Below are 18,949 nucleotides of genomic sequence, written 5' to 3'. Positions count from 1 at the left end.
ATTCGGGACATGGAATTATGTATGCTCTTCTGAAAAAAAGCTTATTGCTTTCTGTGATTTTCACTCTATTCTTGTCAATCTCAACAAACGCCCAATCTCTTTTCATCAACGAATTTATGTCGTCGAACAACAAATTTTACTTTGATGAAGATGGTGACGATAGCGATTGGATTGAGATTTATAATAATACTTCATCGCCAATCAATTTGTCGGGATATTGCCTTTCGGATAAAGGAAAAGAACTCCAAAGGTGGTGTTTTCCCGATACTACAATTGGGGCATACGGCTATCTTGTGGTATTTGCATCGAACAAAGACCGTGCAATTAAGGGTGCCGAATTGCACACAAATTTTGCAATAGCAGCCGCAGGTGAGGACTTGTTCCTGACTTTTGACGGCAAAATTGTTCATATGCTGCCGGCAATAGCGTTACAATCAAACCATAGTTATGGCTTATTTCCTGACGGCAGTAGTCAGATGTACGTATTTTCAAATCCAACTCCCGGCGAAACTAATTGGTATCAAGCACCAATTGATGAGCTAAGTTTCTCACATCGTGGCGGAATTTATGATGAAACTTTCGTGCTAACTTTAGAAAACAAACGTCAAGAAAACAAAATATACTATACAACTGACGGAAACGAGCCAACCCCAGCCTCCAAATTATATGAAGGTCCATTGATGATGGATTCCCGATTGCACTCACAAAAAAACATTTCACAAATTCTAATTTCACCACCGGATTTATATAAACCCCCGACAATAGATTCTGTACCCAAAGCAATTATTATCAAAGCCGCAGTTTTCAATTCTACAGGCGACAAGGTCAGCGATGTAATCACACACTCGTATTTCATTAACGAACTTGGTATTAATCATAATATTTTACCAATAGTATCATTGAGTGTACAACATGAAGATTTGTTCGACTATGAAACAGGTATTATGGTTCCGGGCGTTCATTGGGATTCAACAAATTCATGGTGGACTGGAAATTTCTGGGGTCGCGGTCAAACGTGGGAACGCCTTGCTTATGTAGAATTCTATGAACCTGACAATTCTGTAGGATTTTCGCAAAATATTGGTTTGAGAATGCACGGTAATATAGTGAGAGTTTATCCTCAAAAAGGATTTAGAATGTATGCTCGTAATTCTTACGGAAAAAATGTTATTCGTTATAAGTTATTCGATGATAGAAATACAACGGAGTTCAAAAGACTCATACTCAAACCCTTTTCATCTTCAGGGAGAGAAACAGGCATTGAGAATTACATTTCTAACGAATTTGCAGCGCAATTAGATATTGATGTCGGTGCATCGCGACCGGTAATATTGTATTTGAATGGCGAATATTGGGGTATATATTATATATATGAAAGAACTGATGATCATTTTATTTCAACTTACTATGAAATAGATTCTGATAGTGTTGATATTATTACCGATTATGCAGGATTTGCCTCTGAGGGAAGTAATGATGACTATTTGCAATTATATGATTTTATCGAAAATCACGATTTGACTTTGCCCGATAACTACAATAGAGTTAAGGATTGGATTGATATTAATAGTTTCATTGATTATCTATTATTAAATATATATCTTGCCAATAATGATTGGCCCGTTCAAAATATGAAATGTTGGCGTTCGCAAAATGAGGGAAGCAAGTGGAGATGGGTGGTTTATGATAGCGACGCCGCCTTGATTTATTTGGATTATAATATGTTTCATCACTCATTAAACACAGATAGAGATATTTGGAGTGCACCACCTGTTGCAACTTTGTTTTTCCGAAAATTGATGGACAATGAAGATTTTAAAACTCAATTTTTTCATAGGTTTGAATTTGTAATTAATAATTATCTAAATTACAATACTACTGTTTTAAATTTTCGGGATGCCATTGATGCTTTAAAATATGAAGTGCAAAGACAGGGGGTACGTTTTGGAAGTCCAAAATCTTACGAAGATTGGGAAGTCAATATTGGCAATGTCAATCGCTTTCTTCAAAATAGAAGCTGTATTGTAAAAGAACATGCTCTTGACACTTTCAATATTGAACTAAACCTCATCGAATGTTTGCCTGATAATGTTGAAGATGATATCGTCGCTTATGGTCAAAATTTTGGCATTGCTCCCAACCCATCATCGGGCAGCTTTAGAATCGAATTCACACCTCAACATACCGGCAACTATGAATTTTATCTTTTGAATTTGTTGGGTCAGAAGCTTCAGTTGGCAAATGAATACTTAAATAGTGGAATTCCTCATACGACATATCACAATATTGATGCCCCTGCAGGAGTTTATCATTTGGTAATACAAGGTGAGAAAGAGAACCAAGTCGAAAAAATTGTTATTAGAAATGAATGAAAATGTTAAAATCGCCATTGAAAGAGCAAATTGACGAAATCACAAATGATTTCAATTCAAAATTTGCTAATTTGACTAAAGATGAGTGGAATTGGAAACCTGACAGTTCGGTTTGGAGCATTGCACAGAATATTGACCATCTGATAGTAATCAATAGTTCATATTTCCCTTTAATATCTGCAATTCGGAAAGGCAGCTACCAATTACCATTTGTTGCAAAGTTCGGTTTCATTGTGAATTTCTTTGGCAAAACTATACTCAAAGCCGTACAACCTGACAGGCGAAGAAAAATGAAGACTTTCACAATTTGGGAACCGACCAAAAGCGAAATTGAAGACGATATTTTGGCACGATTTGAAACGCACCAGTCGGAATTAAAAAAGATAATAGAAGAATCAACTGATTTAATCAATCGCGGTGCGGTGATTTCATCACCTGCTAATAAATTGATTGTGTATAAATTGAACACCGCTTTTGACATCATCGTTACTCACGAACGTCGCCATCTGGAGCAAGCCAAAGAATTGCTTGAACTGATGCCCAAGTAAAAAAATATAAAAATATTTAAAAATTCGGTAACAAAACGTACTTTTCTGTGTCTATTTAAATATACAGATTATGATTTTTAAAAAGTTTTTTTTATTTTGTTCAATGATTTGAGTGAATGATTATGATGACAAAGATTGTTACAATGTTAACGTTTGCAACTCTGCTACTGTCTCCTTATTTACTTCATTGCTCCGACGAGCCTTCATTAACTGCTCATGAATGTGTTGATATGGAGTCCATATATAATATGTCTGAGGAAGCCAGATTATATAGCCTTCAGTTAGAGGAATACACGGCATGGCATATAAAAAACAATAATTCTTTGCTCGAATCTAAAACCATCATTATTCCGGTGGTAGTACACGTCTTTGGGACTGATTTCAATGGCAAAATTGTCAACGACGACATTATCAAGATAGCTCTCCAAAAAACAAATGAAGATTTCAAGGGCTTAAATGATGATTTCGATGATGTTGACTCTTTGTTTATAGGAAGACGTGGTGTGTTGAATATCGAATTTCGGTTGGCACGCGTAGCACCGGATGGCGAATCCACCACAGGAGTATTATATTACGCGGACAAAGAGGGACTTGCCAAAACAGACCCGGCTATTCATGAATTTATCGAAAGCATAGCATGGGACAATTATAAATACATGAATGTATATATTTGCTCTGATTTGATGGGTGATGGTGTTACAAATAATTCAGGTTATGCGTGGTATCCTAACAAATATATGTCCGACCTTGGTATTGCTCGAGTGGTTTATAATGGTAGATATCTCTACGGAAATATTGATAAGGAATTTGCTTCTACATTGACTCATGAATTCGGTCATTGGTTGAATTTAATGCATACTTTCCAAGATGGTTGTAAAATGCCCAATGACCATGTTGACGACACACCTGCATGTGATAGAGCTGCAATGGGATGCCGTGGTGCAAAAAATTGCGACGGCTTATTTATCAATGGCGAGAATTATATGGATTATAATGCATCGTGCTACAAAATGTTCACCCAAGGTCAAGTTGCACGTATGTTGGCAGCATTAGAATCGGAAACACGTAAACCGCTTTGGGATAATGAAAATCTTGTTCGTACCGGCACTGATTATGCCAGCTCAGTCAACGACTTGACACCAAGTACAGATTTTGGAATTTCCCCTAATCCCGCAAGTGAATATATCGAAATAGCAATAGATATCAACCCTACGGTTAACCGTAGGGTTGATGAAGGTTCAGAAGTCAATATCTACAATACACTTGGGGAATGTGTAATCTCGGTAGAGACACGGCATGCCGTGTCTCTACAAAGAATTGATATTTCACATCTGCCTCGTGGTGTGTATTACCTCCGTATTGGCAGCCGGACGCAAATGTTTGTGAAGATGTAGGTTTGTAGGGACTGCAAATAGCGTTCTGTCCGAAAAACATAGCCCATGAATTTATTCGTGGGGAAAGACTGTATTTTTAACGAGAATCCCTATTCCTCCGTAATTCCCTTTATATCGGCAGTCAGTGTTGAAACAAATTTATCAGTGCTTTCTTTGTACGACATCCCTTCTTTCCAAGACTTCAAATAATATTTGTCATCATTGTAAAACACGATGTCATCCCATCCTTTGAATAGTATCACCTTTGTACCTTCATAAAACATGTCTTTTCTTATCGTCTGCAAAAAGTTGATTTTTGCATTATTATTATGCTCGTACATATCGAAAAAGTAGCTGTAATATAATTCAGAATCAATCACATATCTTTTTGTCGGAATGTTATTCAATGAACTTTTTAACAGAGGGCATAGCGTTCTGTCCGCTACTGATATAGGGAAAACCTCAGTCCCTTCTAATACGAATATGCTATCTTTCAAAATGCTTGTAATATGTGTGACAGAAGGGCAAGTTAAATTGAAAAGATAAACAAGCTGATAAGTCGAATCGGAGCTGTTAATCAAATTCTTTAGCTCAGAAGTGGTGATTGAGTAAATTGCCTCATTGCTTTGGGCACGATGCTCGGCAATCTTGATTTGTTCCAACTTGTAATCCGGATTATTCTTATCAAATCTCAATTTATAAGGAATATATACCCCAAACAACAGGAAAAACAGACCTATTAGCATGAGGATAAAAAGCAATAGCGAAATAAGTATAATTTTGATTTTCATAACAGCTCCCGACTCAAACTTTCAATTACATTGAGTTCATTTATTAATAAATCCATCTTTTGCTTGTCTAAGTGAAACGATTCTAATATTTCCATTTTGTTGAGCAGCTGTCTGCAAACGACAATTCCATGCTCAAAGAGATGCTGTTTTTGGATGATTGTCAAATTTGTCAAAAATGTCACAGGGAAAATATTTTCTCTTTCCAGATGCTCCTTCAATCCATTGCCCTCGGGATAATCCCAACCGAGCAGTTTTAAGCCGCTACATCGGGCATATTTGATAGAATCGTCCGAAAAACGAGTATTGGTGATAATCCAGCCTGAGAAAGAAAAATCTTTATACTCGGGCATTTTTTGTCTCAATTTTATTATATCTTCAACTCTCGACCTGACATAGAGCGGCGTTTGAATGCTGACTCGTTTGCCTTGGTCGGTCGAATATTTACATTCAATCAGGCATTGGTGATTTGCACTTGTAGCTACTACGTCCATTTCGTGAGAAACGCAGTACCCTTCAACGATTTGCCCGACTTGGGTATTATAAGCTTGCCTGGCGAAAATAATACTGATGATTTGTTCAAATGGAAATCCTGTCGGTCCAAGCTCAAGCATGGCTTGTTTGAGTTTATATCGAATTGAAGAAAGCTGTTGTTTTCTGTCTAAAATCGAAAATGCCCAATCATAAATTTTCTTTGTCGTGACTCCGTCATAAATCAAATTTTGGATATCGTAAACTATTTCATCTTGTGTCTCGAGATTTGCACCTGCATTTTTTAGTGAACGGCGCAATTTTATGTCTGAAAACGCCTCAATCTCACCATTTGCTTTTTTTATAAGCACTTCTTTGCTTTGAATTTTTTCCATTTGTATTGTTCTAAAATTTTGTCCCGTCAGATATTACACCTGACGGAACAGGAAATCCTGTTTAATCCAAGTTCATTATTTTATTTGTAAAATGCTTTTGAATAATACTCATTAAAGCGCTTTTCAAAATTGGTTTTGCAATATAATCATTGCAACCTGCTTCTAATGTTCTTTCTTTGTCGCCTGCAAGTGCATATGCTGTTTGGGCTATAATGATAACATCTTTGTTGAATTCTCTTATGAGTTGGGTAGCTTCAAGACCGCTTAGTCCGGGCATTTTAATATCCATCAGAACGATGTCAATATCAGGATTTTGGCGACAGATTTCAACGGCATCGAAAGCATTGTCAGCTGAAAGTATTTCCCGAGCGCGCTTCTTCATCATTCTGGAAATTAAATAAAATGAGGTTGCATCATCGTCAACTATTAATAATTTCATATTTGCTATTTCATCCTTTTTAGGTATTTCGACAATCGTTTTAACTATAGGCTTATTACTTCCATTGACGGGATTATATGGAAGAGTGAAATAAAAAGTCGAACCTTTGCCTAATTCGCTTTCTACACGAATTTGCCCACCGAGCATTTCAATGTATGCTTTGGTGATAGATAATCCCAAACCCGCTCCTTGGAAAGCATGTTTATCTTCGATATCTGCTTGGACAAATCGGTCAAAAATAGCTTCGTGCCTTTCTTTTGGGATTCCTATTCCGGTATCTTTTACATAGAATTCAAGTTCTGTATTATTTGGAGTATCTTTGAATTGGCAACCGATTTCAATAGTGCCGAAATGAGAATATTTAATCGAATTTTTGACAAGATTAGTAAGAATAGCCATAAATTTTTCTTTATCAGTTTTGATAATGGCATCTTGTTTTTCGATGGAATTGAATAAGTCACATTTCATTCCTTTGCTTTCAATTTCGGGTTTGAAGAATCTATAGATTTCTTTCAAGCACTCGTTGATATTAGTCTTTGCTAAACGAATTTCCATAAGTCCGGCTTCAATTTTCGATATATCAACAATATCATTTATAATATTTAGCATTCTTATACCACTTTTCTCTATAATTTCGACAAATTCCATTTGCTCTTTTCCGGACAAATTCGGCTTTTTCAACAATCCTGCAAAACCCAGAATTCCATTCATAGGTGTTCTGATTTCATGACTCATATTAGCAAGAAATGCTGATTTGAGCCTATCGCTTTCTTCTGCTCGTTCTTTGGCTTTGATTAATTCTTGCTCTGCTTTCTTACTTTGCGTTATATCTTTACAAGTGGACATCGAGCCTATGACTTTTCCGTTTTTATCAAAAGCCGGTGCAGCATTCATGAATACTATTATTTGTTCGCCATTTTTTTTCACCATGACTAATTCGTATTGTTCAGGGTTGCCGTGTTGTCTCTCTAAGTTCTTTTGGATTATTAAATCTTTATCTGACTTTAACAAAAGCGTTTCATATCCAATTTTCCCAATTAATTCACTTTCTTCATATCCGAAAATATTACAGAACATAGGATTTACAAATTTAATAACATCATCATTGTCAACTACTAATAATCCCTCTTGCATTTGCTCGATTAACAACCTATGCTTCAACTCACTTTCGATTAATAGTTCCTCTGCTTTTTTACGATTAGAAATATCCTGAAATGCTCCCTGGATTTTAAAAATTCTACCCTTATCATCATATACGGGCACACCTATTGCTTTTACCCATACACGTTTTCCGGTAGAAGTGATTATTTCCATTTCTTCTTCATATGAAATTCCCTCTTCGATGCATTTCTTGACTGATTCGGCAATTTTCTCTCTCCACTCGGGAGCATAGAAATTTATACCTACCTCAACAGAAGGCGAAAAACCAAGAGGCATTTCATGAATTTTTGCAACTATATCTGACCAATAGCAGAGATTATTTTCCAAATTGACACTCCAGCCACCTAATTTTGCGTATTCGCCTGCGATACGCATTAGTTCATGATTTTCTTTGAATTTTTCTTCGGCTGCTTTTTTTTCTGTAATATCAGACGCTACGCCAATCAGTGCGAATGGTTTGTTATCTTTATCATGAATAATTGTAGTCGAAAGTTGAATCAAAAATTCGCTGCCGTCTTTTCGCCTATTCCACAATTCTCCTTTCCAACCGCCTTGCAATGTTGCAGGCAAAATTTCCTGAACAAGCTCTTCAGAATTCTTAGATGAACGAACGACGGAAATTTTCTCCCCAACTAACTCATTTTCATCATAACCGTAAGTTTTCAAAAATGATTCGTTAACGAAAATAGTATTATCTTCCAAATCTGTAATACTTATACATTCGTTGACACTCCTTAAAGCATGAGCCAAAATTGTGATTTCGTTTTCTGCTTTTTTGCGGTCAGTTATATCTATAGTGTAACCAGCCAACAGATTTTTGTCGCCTTGTTTGATAGGGTATTTTAATGAAGTATAGTAGCGACCATTAAATTCTTCATCAACTTGAAAAACTTCCCCATTCTCAACTGTAGCCCAATCATCTTGGGTCATTTTGTCAGCGAGTTCAGTCGGGAAAAGCTCATGCATTGTTTTACCGACCATTTCTGATGCTTGGATACCAATCATATCTACATAATTTAAACTCGCTTTCAGCACTCGGCTTGATGTGGGAGTTACTTCCTTTATGAATGCGTAAATTGGTGAAAGTTCCATAAACAAAGAAAATATTTCAATGTTCTTTTGTAGTGCTTCTTCAATTTTCTTGCGGTCACTTATATCTCTGAAATTAATAACAAGAGATTCGATACCCGGTTCGGCAAATTGATTTGTAAAAGTGCTTTCAATCCAATTCCAACTGCCGTCCCTATTTTTGAAACGATATTCAATTGTTGAAACTTTTGAAGGGTTTTCGAAAATTTCGCCGATTGTTGCAAGTACATAGGGCAAATCATCAGGATGAGTTGATTCATTTGGGTCAGGAAATAGCGTTGCATTATCTTCATATCCGAATATTTTCAATGTTGAAGGGCTTGCATAATTTATTTTACCGTCAAGACCTACCAATACAATTCCATCCGGAGCTTTTTCAATAAGTGTTTGATAATATTTCCCTGTACGTCTTAATGCTTCTTCGGCTCGGCTTCGTTCGGTTATATCGTTTATGGTTACATGGCGGGCATTTTTATCGTGAAAGGACACTGTATAAGCATAAATGTCAACTTCAATTAATTCGCCGTTCTTCTTTAAATGTCGCCATCCACCGGAAGAATTATGAGTATCCCTTGTTTCTTCAATTTTCTTTATCAATAAATCAATGTCTTCTTCAGGACGAATATCTTTCAACGTCATCGAAAGAAACTCTTCTCGGGAATAACCATAATGATTGATTGCGGCTTCGTTAACTTCGAGAAAATTAAGTGTCTCAATGTCGAAAATCCACATTGGTTGTGGGTTATGGACAAACATATATTCGTATTTATCCGAAATCCCTTCAGATGGAGCTGAATCACCAACTTGTTCATCACTTTGACTTGAGGATATTGATTTCAACTTGCTAATTTCACTTTGTAAGCGTTCTAACTCAATTATGAGCTCATCTTTTGTCTTGTCCTGATAATTCATTTGATTAAAACCCAATTGTACAAACCTAATCCATTATATACAAATATACATAAATATCTGAATAAGCAAGTTTCTTTAAATAATTGACAAATTATCACTTTATATCAGTTAAATTATTATCAATTAGTCAAGGCATGATTTGTCCAACTTATCGTACCATAATTGCCAATGATGACAAATTTAATATAATCTTTGGTTTATTCCAAAGAATAGTTTTATATTTATAGTTGTAAAAAATGTAATTAGTCAGAATTAAATAATTATAATTTAGGGGCTGAAATTTGTTAACAGAACGCGAACGATGGACCAGCCGAATCGGACTGATACTTGCGATGGCAGGAAATGCAGTCGGGCTTGGCAACTTTTTGAGATTCCCGGTGCAAGCAGCACAAAACGGCGGCGGTGCCTTCATGATACCTTATTTTATAGCTTTCTTTCTATTGGCGATTCCACTTATGTGGGTTGAATGGTCAATAGGCAGACACGGTGGCAAATATGGGCACGGTTCTATGCCGGGTATGTTGGACAGTATGTGGAATTCACCCATTGCGAAGTATCTCGGGGTTTTGGGTTTGTGGGTTTCCACCATAGTCATGATTTATTATACTTATATTGAATCATGGACACTCGGGTTTGCATATTTTTCACTTACCGGTGAATATTTCGGTATGGATAATTTGACTAATATGGAAAGTTTCCTCAAAAGTTACCAAGGCGCCGGCGAAGGGCATTTCAGTAGTATTCTGACTGCATATACTTTTCTTCTGATTACAATCTCTGCAAATCTTTTCATCTTATACAAAGGTATCAGCAAGGGAATTGAATGGTTCGCCAAATTTGCAATGCCGACTTTGATTTTTTTTGGCATTGTACTATTAATATATGTGTTCACAGTTGGTGTACCCGACCCGATTAATTTCCCCGACCGTAGCGTATGGAATGGTTTTGCTTTTATTTGGAATCCGGATTTCTCGATGCTTTCTGATTCAAAAATTTGGCTTGCCGCTTCGGGACAGGTTTTCTTCACTCTTTCTGTAGGTATGGGGACATTACACGCCTATGCAAGCTATTTACGAGAATCGGACGATATAGCTTTGAGCGGGCTTTCGACAGCATCAATTAACGAATTTGTTGAAGTCGTCTTGGGCGGTTCGATTGCAATCCCTATAGCAGTAGCATTTTTCGGGCTTACAACAGCTACGGCAATTGCCATGGGCGGTTCGTTCAACTTGGGCTTTGTATCAATGTCGGTTATTTTCCAACAGATTCCATTTGGCAATATAGTTGGATTTCTGTGGTTCTTCTTGCTGTTTTTTGCCGGAATCACATCCTCCGTTGCAATGGCTCAACCTGTGATTTCATTTCTTAAAGAGCAATTCAAATTCTCCCAGAAAAAAGCTGTGACCATAGTTGGAATTGGGTTATTTGTTTGTATTCATTTTGTGATATTTTTCTTGAAATTCGGTTTCTTAGACGAAATGGATTATTGGGCCGGCACTTTTGCTCTTGTTGTTGTAGCATTGATTGAAGTAGTCGTTTTCGCTTGGATATACGGTATGGACAAAGGTTGGGCTGAATTATCAAAGGGCTCAGATATTAAAGTACCGAGATTCTTTTATTATATCATCAAATATGTAACGCCAACCTATCTTATCGGTATTATGGCATTTTGGACTTGGGATAGTGCCATACCGACATTAATGATGGAAGGTGTGCCCGCCGAAAATATTCCCTATCTATGGGGTGCAAGATTGATGATGTTAACGATTTTCGGATTATTAGTATTTATGGTTTATCGCGGTTGGAAAATGAATGACCACAAATACGAACATTTCAATAATAAAGAGGTGAAATAATGAGTAATTTAATGACAACCGAAGGCTACATTTTTCTCATATTGGCTTGGAGTACAGTAATTGGTGTGCTCACATTCTGTCTGTACAAAGTTTTCACCATTAGGAAAGAAAACGGCAACCAACAAAAAGAATCAAAAAGTTGATTATTTAAAAGTTCTTATTACTTTTGTTAATATTTTATTAACCAAAACTTAACAAATTATGAGAAATTTAATACTTGTTGCTTTCATATTTTGCTACTTTATTATAGCAAATTTCACTTCATTTGCCCAAGAATCTTCACGTTCTCCGGCGAGTTTTGACTTTAACGACAGCGGGCTTCAATTCATGACTGCCGATTCGGCTCAAAAAGTGATGATGAGATTCAGGATGCAAAATCAGATAACTTATAATACGATTTCTGATGAAGATTTCAGTGCGGCATCAACCGAGCTCGCTGTCAGACGTCTTCGACTAAGATTTGGCGGTGTCTTGTACAAATATTTGAGTTTTAATATCCAACTTGGATTTGCTCGCCGTGATTTTGATTTAACTGATTCAGACGTTCCCAATATTATCCGCGATGCAGCAGTATTTTGGAATTTCTCTCCAAATGCGCAAATCGGAATTGGTCAAACCAAACTTCCGGGCAACAGACAACGCGTAATTTCCTCCGGTGACCAACAGTTTGCCGATAGGTCAATTGTAAATAGCTATTTTACTCTTGATAGAGATTTCGGAATTCAAGCCTATTATTCTACAAAAATTGAAAATATACATTTTAATTTCCGAGGTGCTCTCTCTAATGGTGACGGCAGATATGCTCCACAACTTAAGGGTGCAGACTATTGTTACACCGGACGAGTTGAGGTATTACCTTTGGGCAAATTTGCTCGTGGTGGCGATTACTTCGAAAGTGATTTGGTTCGCGAACCTAAGCCGAAATTGTCGCTCGCTTCGACTTATTCAATCAACGAAAAAACGACTCGAACCCGTGGTCAATTAGGGCGTCAGCTTTTGGAAAATCGAACAATCAGCATGTTGATGGCAGATGCTTTGCTTAAATACAACGGATTTGCTTTTTACGCAGAGTTCGCTCAACGTATGTGTGACGACCCATTCACAGGGCTTGATGACGGAGCACAAGTATATGTTTATGCCGGACAAGGTCTATTGTTGCAAGGTTCGTACATTTTCGAGAACAATTTGGAAATTGCGGCTCGAATGGCAGAAGTCACTCCCGACAAAGCTATCCAAGAATATAAAGGTGCCGAATTACAGCGTCATCTGACCGGTTGCTTGACTTATTACATCAGCAACCACCGTGCAAAAGCACAACTCGAAATCACTCATAATACTCGTGAAAATTTGGTAAGCGATATTTCAAAAAGTAATTGGATAGGGCGATTTAATTTCGAGCTTGGCATTTGATGATTTCGTTTTTTGCGATGTTCTCCAATTTGTCCCAAAATATGGTATTTTTGTATGATTGAACTAAAAAGACAAAGAAAATGAAGAATTTCGCAATTACAGGCGTCGCAGGTTTTGTGGCGCCACGACATTTGCAAGCTATACAAAGTACGGGCAATCGTTTAGTCGCCGCTTTAGACCCGCATGATTCTGTCGGAATATTGGACAAATACGATTTCGATGTATCATTTTTTACAGAATTCGAGAGATTCGACCGACATTTGGAAAAGCTTCGCCGATACGAAACCGACAAAAAAGTTGATTATCTGAGCGTTTGCTCGCCCAATCATTTGCACGATGCTCACATCAGACTTGCTCTGCGTGTGGATGCCGACGTAATTTGCGAAAAACCCTTGGTGCTCAAACCTTCTAATCTTGACATCTTGTCAGAATTGGAAAGCGAATCGGGGCGACGTATATATAATGTATTGCAATTAAGGCATCATCCCGCAATCATAGCACTAAAAGAAAGAATCGCTGCTGACAAATCCGGCAAAAAGCATGACGTAGTGTTGACTTATATCACTTCGCGCGGCAAATGGTATCATTATTCGTGGAAAGGCGATGAAGAGCGCTCCGGTGGAGTAGTCACCAACATCGGGATTCATTTCTTAGATATGCTAATTTGGATATTCGGTCCTGTCATGCGGAATGAAGTCCACATTTATGACGAAAACAAAGCGTGTGGCTTCACCGAATTGCAAAATGCAAACGTTCGCTGGTACTTGTCAATCGCCCAAGAAGATTTGCCCACCAGCATCTCCGAAAGTGGCAAGCCCACATATCGCTCAATTACAGTCAATGGCGAAGAGCTTGATTTCACCGAAGGCTTCACGGACCTCCATACCGAATTGTATCACTCAATACTCGCAGGAACGGGCTTCGGGATAGAAGACTCTCGCCCGGCAATAGATTTGTGTTGGGCAGTCCGACATACACGCATTACAATGTCGCCCTCGTATTTGCATCCGCAAATGATGAAGGGTGGTTAATTTTACGTTTTTTGACATTTTGGCTTATATTGAACACAATTTTCTCTGTTGAAATATATATTTTAATTTCTTGAGTTTTAGGTGTCGCTAATCATTTCGGTTTACATAATATCGTTTAGCTTCGCGAAATGATTAATTGAACATTCAGACATAAAAATGAATGAACATATAAATCGCTGAATGATTCAAGGATTATGGAAATCCATTCGACAAAATTGATATAAACTCCGCATGTCGGCTAACATTCCAAACATTGAACTCAAACTAAAATTCACCACGAGATTTCAAACGTGGCATTGTGATTGATTATTCGATTCGACAAATCATAACACGATAGTTTAATTTCAGAAAATTTGTTTGGAGCATACTTTTTTTGTAAAGTTTTCTGAAAACAGTACGATAATGAAATAAGAACTCTGTAAAAGAGAATTTTTTTTTGATTTAAAGGAGTGTTATGGTATTTTTTATATACTCATTCAAGCGAAACACATCTTGACACAAGTCAGCTGTCGAAATTTATCAATATTTAGAAACAAATTTAATTTTTTCACAAATTATAAAGGGTTATAATATGTATTTGAAAAAAACTATGATGAGAGTAAGTCTGATTCTTGCTTTCATATCATTTTTTGCCATAGGGCAAAATGCTTTTGGGCAGATAGTATCATTCCAAACAGGTGATTGGAATACCACTACAACTTGGGTTGGTGGTGTAGTCCCTGGACCGGATGATGATGTTGAGATTGCCGGGCATACTGTAACATTAGATGTTGATGCAGAAATCCAAAGCTTGACACTAAGTAATCTCGCTTCAATTTTACTCCCGGAAGACCAAGCTACAGCCGTAACATTAACTGTTGGCGGCGACATTACATTTGGTAATGCCGGTGCAGGTGTGAGGGCTGCGAACAATCTTGGACGTTTGAATTTAACAATTAATGACGCTTCTGCGATAACACTACTTGCATCAGGAAACGGAACAGTTGGACTCAATGTGAACAACTTTACAATTCAAGATGCTGCTGCAACATATGCAGGTGATTTTGCAATGCGAGTTACAGGAGCAATGGCTTTGACAGGCACGAGCTCATTCACTCCGGCATTAGCAACAGCCGGTACATTAGAATTTGCCGGTGGTGCTGCACAAACACTTTCAGTGAGCGACGATTCCTATTGTGAATTCGTTAATTTGAATACTGCAATTGCAAGCACCGCAGTTACAACTTCATCAGACTTTACAGTCCGCGAAGTGATTACAATTGCAGCTAGTACAAGTTTTACAGCTTCTGCCGGTGTTGCAACTTTTAATCCATCAGGTGTTTCGGTACTATGGGCAAATAGTAATACTTTGTCCCTTTATGATGTATTAATCAATACCGGAACAGCCGCTGCCACACCTGCTACAAATGCAACAATTACAGGTGATTTCACCAAAATTGGTGGAAACAACTTCGCTCCAACAGCCGGTACAATAACTTTTGCCAATACAAATCCCGGTGGGAAGAATTTACAAATGGTTGGCGGAACAAATGCGTTCCTAAATTTGGCAATTGCTTCTGGTGCAACATTGACTAATACTTCGGATTTTTCGATTGGTGACCCGGGTACAGTTGCTACTGCCGGTTCTATTACTGTATTGGGCACAGGCTCTTTCATAGCTCAAGCCGGAACAGTAACAATTATTTCAAATGCAGCAACAATAACTAATACTGCAACCGGAACTCTTACATTCAACAATTTGATTAATTCAGCAACAGGTATTGCAACTGGTACTGCAAGCAGTTTTACAATCACAGGTGATTTTACTAATGCCGCATTAGGGGTTTTCGTTGCAACCGCCGGAACAATAACATTTGAAAATAACATTCAAAAGACAATAACGAATACTAATGACGTCGAAACTCAATTAGTTTTCTTCGGTTTGACAATAGCATCAAATTCTGATGTAACAAGTGCTAATCAATTTACAATCGTTAGCGATTTGACTTTAGCAGCAGGTTCAGAGTTGACTATAACTGCAGGAGAAACTCATTTCGAAGGGGTCGTCGCACAAAATATTACAGTTGCATCTGATGCAAATCTAGAATTTTTTGATGTAATAATCGGTGCTACTGCTGCCACAACTGTTAATACTGCTTCAAGTTTCACAGTAAATGGTACTGCATTCACGTTAACAACCGCAGTAACTGATTTCTTTAATGCAACAGGTGGTACAGTTACATTTACAGATAATTGCGTAATATCTTGCAATACTAATGGTAATTTGATATTTAATAGTATACTAATTGATGGTGCTGCAGTTACTGACGCAGCAGCTGATTTTGTTCAAATCAGAGGCAATCTGACATTAAATAATGCCGGAGCTTCATATACAAGTGGTGCAGCTTCGACTGTTACATTTATTGGAACAACAAACTCAATAATTAGTGGTGATACTGACCAAGACCCTGTAGCTACATTTGATGTTTTGGTACTAAACAAAACAGGAGCCACAGGAAGTAATGAAGTTCAATTAAGTAATAACATCGAAATAGCAAATACTGCTACTTCAACTATTATTTTAACAGACGGTTATTTGCATATAGGTTCAACAACTTTTACAGTTGGTTCACAAGTTTTGCCAACAAGTACTCCGGGTACAAGTGGTATTAATGGTGCAACAGGAACGTATGTGGTATCCACAGGTCATATTGTAGGATTGACTGATGATTTATTCGAAGTAAGCGGTGTCCCAACATTATACAACTTAGATGTACTAATTACCCACACTATGGGTGCAGGCGATTTGACAGTAAATGGCGACCTTGATATTACAGGTGTTGCTGCTTTCACTATTCCTGCTGCTCAAACACTTACTTTGCACGGAGACTTTGATAACTCAGGTGCCGGTACTGTTGTTGGAGCTAACGGCGCAACTTCAGAATGGGTATTCACTGGTAATGGAACAGCAAATGAATTAGAAGATGCCACCTTTGGTGCTTTAATGCCGTCACTTACCTTTTTACGTGGTGAAACTTTGACTGGCAACTTGACTTTAGATGCTGCAAATATTCTCACAATTAACACATCAGTCAGTAACCTTGATATTGATGTCAATACTTTAACTTTCAATAATACATCAGTGTTAAACCTCGTATCAGGAAGTATTAAAGCAGATGCCGGTTCTGTTGTATTCGGTACACATGCTTCACAAACTACAATTCCTGCAAATGTATTTACTAATAATATTGCAAACAATTTAACAATTGCGGCTGCCACAATTTTGGGTGGCGATTTGACAATTAACGGGACATTAACCGGATTATTCCAAATCACAACTAATAATAATACTTTGACATTTGGGCCTTCTGCTGTTTTACCGGCATATGTTGATGGAACACACATTGTTGGCAATTTACGCCTTACAGTAGATAACACAGCTACTGTATTTCCTGTTGGTGCTGGTACTGTGGCAACATTCCGCCCATTATCCTTGCAATTTGAAACAGCAGGCAGTGAACAAATTGTAAAAGTTAGCTCAGTATTGATTAACCCGACACTCGGTCGCGGTGGTGACCCAACTAGAGCTATCAATGCACTTTGGACAATCACTCCCGAAGGAACTGCACCAAGCGATGATTTGGCAGTTGATTTCGGTTGGGGTACGAGCCATGACAATGCTTTAGCTGAAGCATTTAATACAACCTTCCCAGCAAAATGGAACAGTAATGAATGGACAGACTACAGAAGCGGTTACGCAACTATAGCTTCCGGAAACTTTGTTGCTGCTTCAGAATTAACTCCACTTGTAGGTCAGTTTCCTATAGCAGCTACAGATTTGGCAGGCGAATGGGCAGTATTTGTAGCTTTGACTGATGATGATGATGATAAAGATGCAGCAATTTCTACAAGCGAATATAAATTGGCTATTACAAATGTAAGTGCTAACCCCGCTGAAGGTGGATTCCCATTCTCAATGACTGTTCAATTACAAGACCAATATGGCAACCCAACGGTTGTTCCTGCGGACGGTCCTTATACAGTAACTTTTAGCAATTTAATCGGAACTGCAACAGCTTTACCGGCAGGTGTGATTTTAGTAGGTCAAAGCAGCGCAACTGTCAATGGGTTTACTTATGCAGCAAATAGCACAGGTAATCAAATATTGGCTACTGTAACTGCTCCGGCAGCACCTCCTCGTACAATTGACCCAATACTTCCGGCTACAAGTCCGGTAATTAATGTACTTGGCGGATTGCCAGGCGAGCAGGTTAGTGCTTTGGCATTTACAAATACTACCTCTACAAGTACTAGTCTATCTTTTACATTGACTGCAGGTAGTGGTATCATACTAATTAAAGCCGGCTCGGCTATTACTGAAGATGATTTCCCTGTTGATGGTACTACATATTATGCAAGCAACAATTTTGGACAAGGCTCCACTATTGGCGATGCTGTTGTAGTTTACAAAGGTGCAGCACCCGGGTCCCCAATTACTGTAAATGGCTTGGTACCGGGTACATATTATGTACGTGGCTTTGCTTATACAGGTGATCCTGGAGCAGAGAAATATATTAAATTCTCAGCGGCTAACAATCCACGTTCTTTAACTCTAAGTGGAGGTATTGACGATGATATAGTATTTGGTTCAAATGATACACGTGCGACAGCAAAGCCAATTGGTACAAATACTCCTGTTCAAGGTACGATTAAATCAGCTACTGATGAAGATTGGTTCAGCTTCTCTATTACAAATAGTTCTTCAAACCTTAGGTCACTTTTGACTTTAACAGGAATTACAGGTAACTACAACATGGAACTTTACAACTCAGACGAACGTAGAATCCGCAGAGGAACACGCGTTGGCAACTTTAACGAGGCACAAGTAATTAACAACTTGCCTCCGGGCACTTATACCGTCAGAATTTTCGGTGTTAACGGTGCTTTCAGCCCGACCAATGCTTATGAATTGAAACTCACCACAAAAGGTGAAGAAATATTCAGTGTTACTCCGTAATCTCTCTGGTTTTTTGTATTGTTCTTTGTATATAGTGTTAATGGTAATTAAGTTTTAGGCATTAACACAATAATTTAAAAAAATGATTTTATTAATAAATTAAGGATT

The 18,949-nt window shown here is 37.8% G+C and carries 11 protein-coding genes; 8 read left to right on the top strand and 3 right to left on the bottom strand.

Annotated elements, in window-relative coordinates; translation table 11 throughout:
- Positions 1-17 precede the first annotated feature (17 nt).
- The 3 genes from M9949_03345 (at position 18) to M9949_03335 (ending at position 4,314) form a co-directional block, all read left to right on the top strand.
- On the top strand, positions 18-2,372 hold the full coding sequence (locus tag M9949_03345; GenBank protein ID MCO5250439.1) for a CotH kinase family protein: 2,355 nt from the start codon (positions 18-20) through the stop codon (positions 2,370-2,372).
- Positions 2,369-2,920: a DinB family protein gene (locus M9949_03340; protein ID MCO5250438.1), complete on the top strand. Its 552-nt coding sequence runs from the start codon at positions 2,369-2,371 to the stop codon at positions 2,918-2,920. The genes M9949_03345 and M9949_03340 overlap by 4 nt, the downstream gene beginning before the upstream one ends.
- Before the next feature lie 122 nt (positions 2,921-3,042).
- Complete coding sequence (locus M9949_03335; protein MCO5250437.1) at positions 3,043-4,314, top strand: M43 family zinc metalloprotease; 1,272 nt, start codon at positions 3,043-3,045, stop codon at positions 4,312-4,314.
- An 89-nt stretch (positions 4,315-4,403) separates the two neighbouring features.
- Here the strand turns inward: M9949_03335 and M9949_03330 are convergent, their stop codons facing one another.
- The 3 genes from M9949_03330 to M9949_03320 form a co-directional block, all read right to left on the bottom strand.
- On the bottom strand, positions 4,404-5,084 hold the full coding sequence (locus M9949_03330; protein ID MCO5250436.1) for a hypothetical protein: 681 nt from the start codon (positions 5,082-5,084) through the stop codon (positions 4,404-4,406).
- Entirely contained in the window at positions 5,081-5,947 is an 867-nt protein-coding gene (locus tag M9949_03325; protein ID MCO5250435.1) for a restriction endonuclease, read from the bottom strand. The genes M9949_03330 and M9949_03325 overlap by 4 nt, the downstream gene beginning before the upstream one ends.
- A 61-nt stretch (positions 5,948-6,008) precedes the next feature.
- On the bottom strand, positions 6,009-9,548 hold the full coding sequence (locus M9949_03320) for a PAS domain S-box protein (GenBank protein MCO5250434.1): 3,540 nt from the start codon (positions 9,546-9,548) through the stop codon (positions 6,009-6,011).
- 281 nt (positions 9,549-9,829) lie between these two features.
- Between M9949_03320 and M9949_03315 the strand changes: the two genes are divergently transcribed.
- From M9949_03315 to M9949_03295, 5 genes are all read left to right on the top strand, one after another.
- Positions 9,830-11,404 (top strand): sodium-dependent transporter, encoded by a 1,575-nt coding sequence (locus M9949_03315; protein ID MCO5250433.1) that lies wholly within the window; start codon positions 9,830-9,832, stop codon positions 11,402-11,404.
- A complete protein-coding gene (locus tag M9949_03310; protein ID MCO5250432.1) occupies positions 11,404-11,547 on the top strand; it encodes a hypothetical protein in 144 nt (47 codons plus the stop codon). The genes M9949_03315 and M9949_03310 overlap by 1 nt, the downstream gene beginning before the upstream one ends.
- A gap of 58 nt (positions 11,548-11,605) precedes the next feature.
- Entirely contained in the window at positions 11,606-12,814 is a 1,209-nt protein-coding gene (locus M9949_03305) for an OprO/OprP family phosphate-selective porin (protein MCO5250431.1), read from the top strand.
- A gap of 80 nt (positions 12,815-12,894) precedes the next feature.
- Complete coding sequence (locus M9949_03300) at positions 12,895-13,845, top strand: Gfo/Idh/MocA family oxidoreductase (protein MCO5250430.1); 951 nt, start codon at positions 12,895-12,897, stop codon at positions 13,843-13,845.
- 589 nt (positions 13,846-14,434) lie between these two features.
- Positions 14,435-18,841, top strand: coding sequence for a hypothetical protein (locus M9949_03295; GenBank protein MCO5250429.1), 4,407 nt, complete (start codon positions 14,435-14,437; stop codon positions 18,839-18,841).
- Positions 18,842-18,949 lie beyond the last annotated feature (108 nt).

This window comes from Candidatus Kapaibacterium sp., from assembly GCA_023957315.1.
Lineage (GTDB): Bacteria > Bacteroidota > Ignavibacteria > Kapaibacteriales > UBA2268 > PGYU01.
Note: the sequence above shows the minus strand (reverse complement) of the source record. Positions and strands in the feature narration are given on the sequence as shown.

What these genes read in the sequence shown, in the direction of transcription:
- M9949_03330 (MCO5250436.1), bottom strand. Translation starts at nt 5,084, where the DNA reads ATGAAAATCAAAATTATACTTATTTCGCTATTGCTTTTTATCCTCATG.
- M9949_03345 (MCO5250439.1), top strand. Translation starts at nt 18, where the DNA reads ATGTATGCTCTTCTGAAAAAAAGCTTATTGCTTTCTGTGATTTTCACT.
- M9949_03340 (MCO5250438.1), top strand. Translation starts at nt 2,369, where the DNA reads ATGAAAATGTTAAAATCGCCATTGAAAGAGCAAATTGACGAAATCACA.
- M9949_03295 (MCO5250429.1), top strand. Translation starts at nt 14,435, where the DNA reads ATGATGAGAGTAAGTCTGATTCTTGCTTTCATATCATTTTTTGCCATA.
- M9949_03310 (MCO5250432.1), top strand. Translation starts at nt 11,404, where the DNA reads ATGAGTAATTTAATGACAACCGAAGGCTACATTTTTCTCATATTGGCT.
- M9949_03305 (MCO5250431.1), top strand. Translation starts at nt 11,606, where the DNA reads ATGAGAAATTTAATACTTGTTGCTTTCATATTTTGCTACTTTATTATA.
- M9949_03325 (MCO5250435.1), bottom strand. Translation starts at nt 5,947, where the DNA reads ATGGAAAAAATTCAAAGCAAAGAAGTGCTTATAAAAAAAGCAAATGGT.
- M9949_03300 (MCO5250430.1), top strand. Translation starts at nt 12,895, where the DNA reads ATGAAGAATTTCGCAATTACAGGCGTCGCAGGTTTTGTGGCGCCACGA.
- M9949_03335 (MCO5250437.1), top strand. Translation starts at nt 3,043, where the DNA reads ATGATGACAAAGATTGTTACAATGTTAACGTTTGCAACTCTGCTACTG.
- M9949_03320 (MCO5250434.1), bottom strand. Translation starts at nt 9,548, where the DNA reads ATGAATTATCAGGACAAGACAAAAGATGAGCTCATAATTGAGTTAGAA.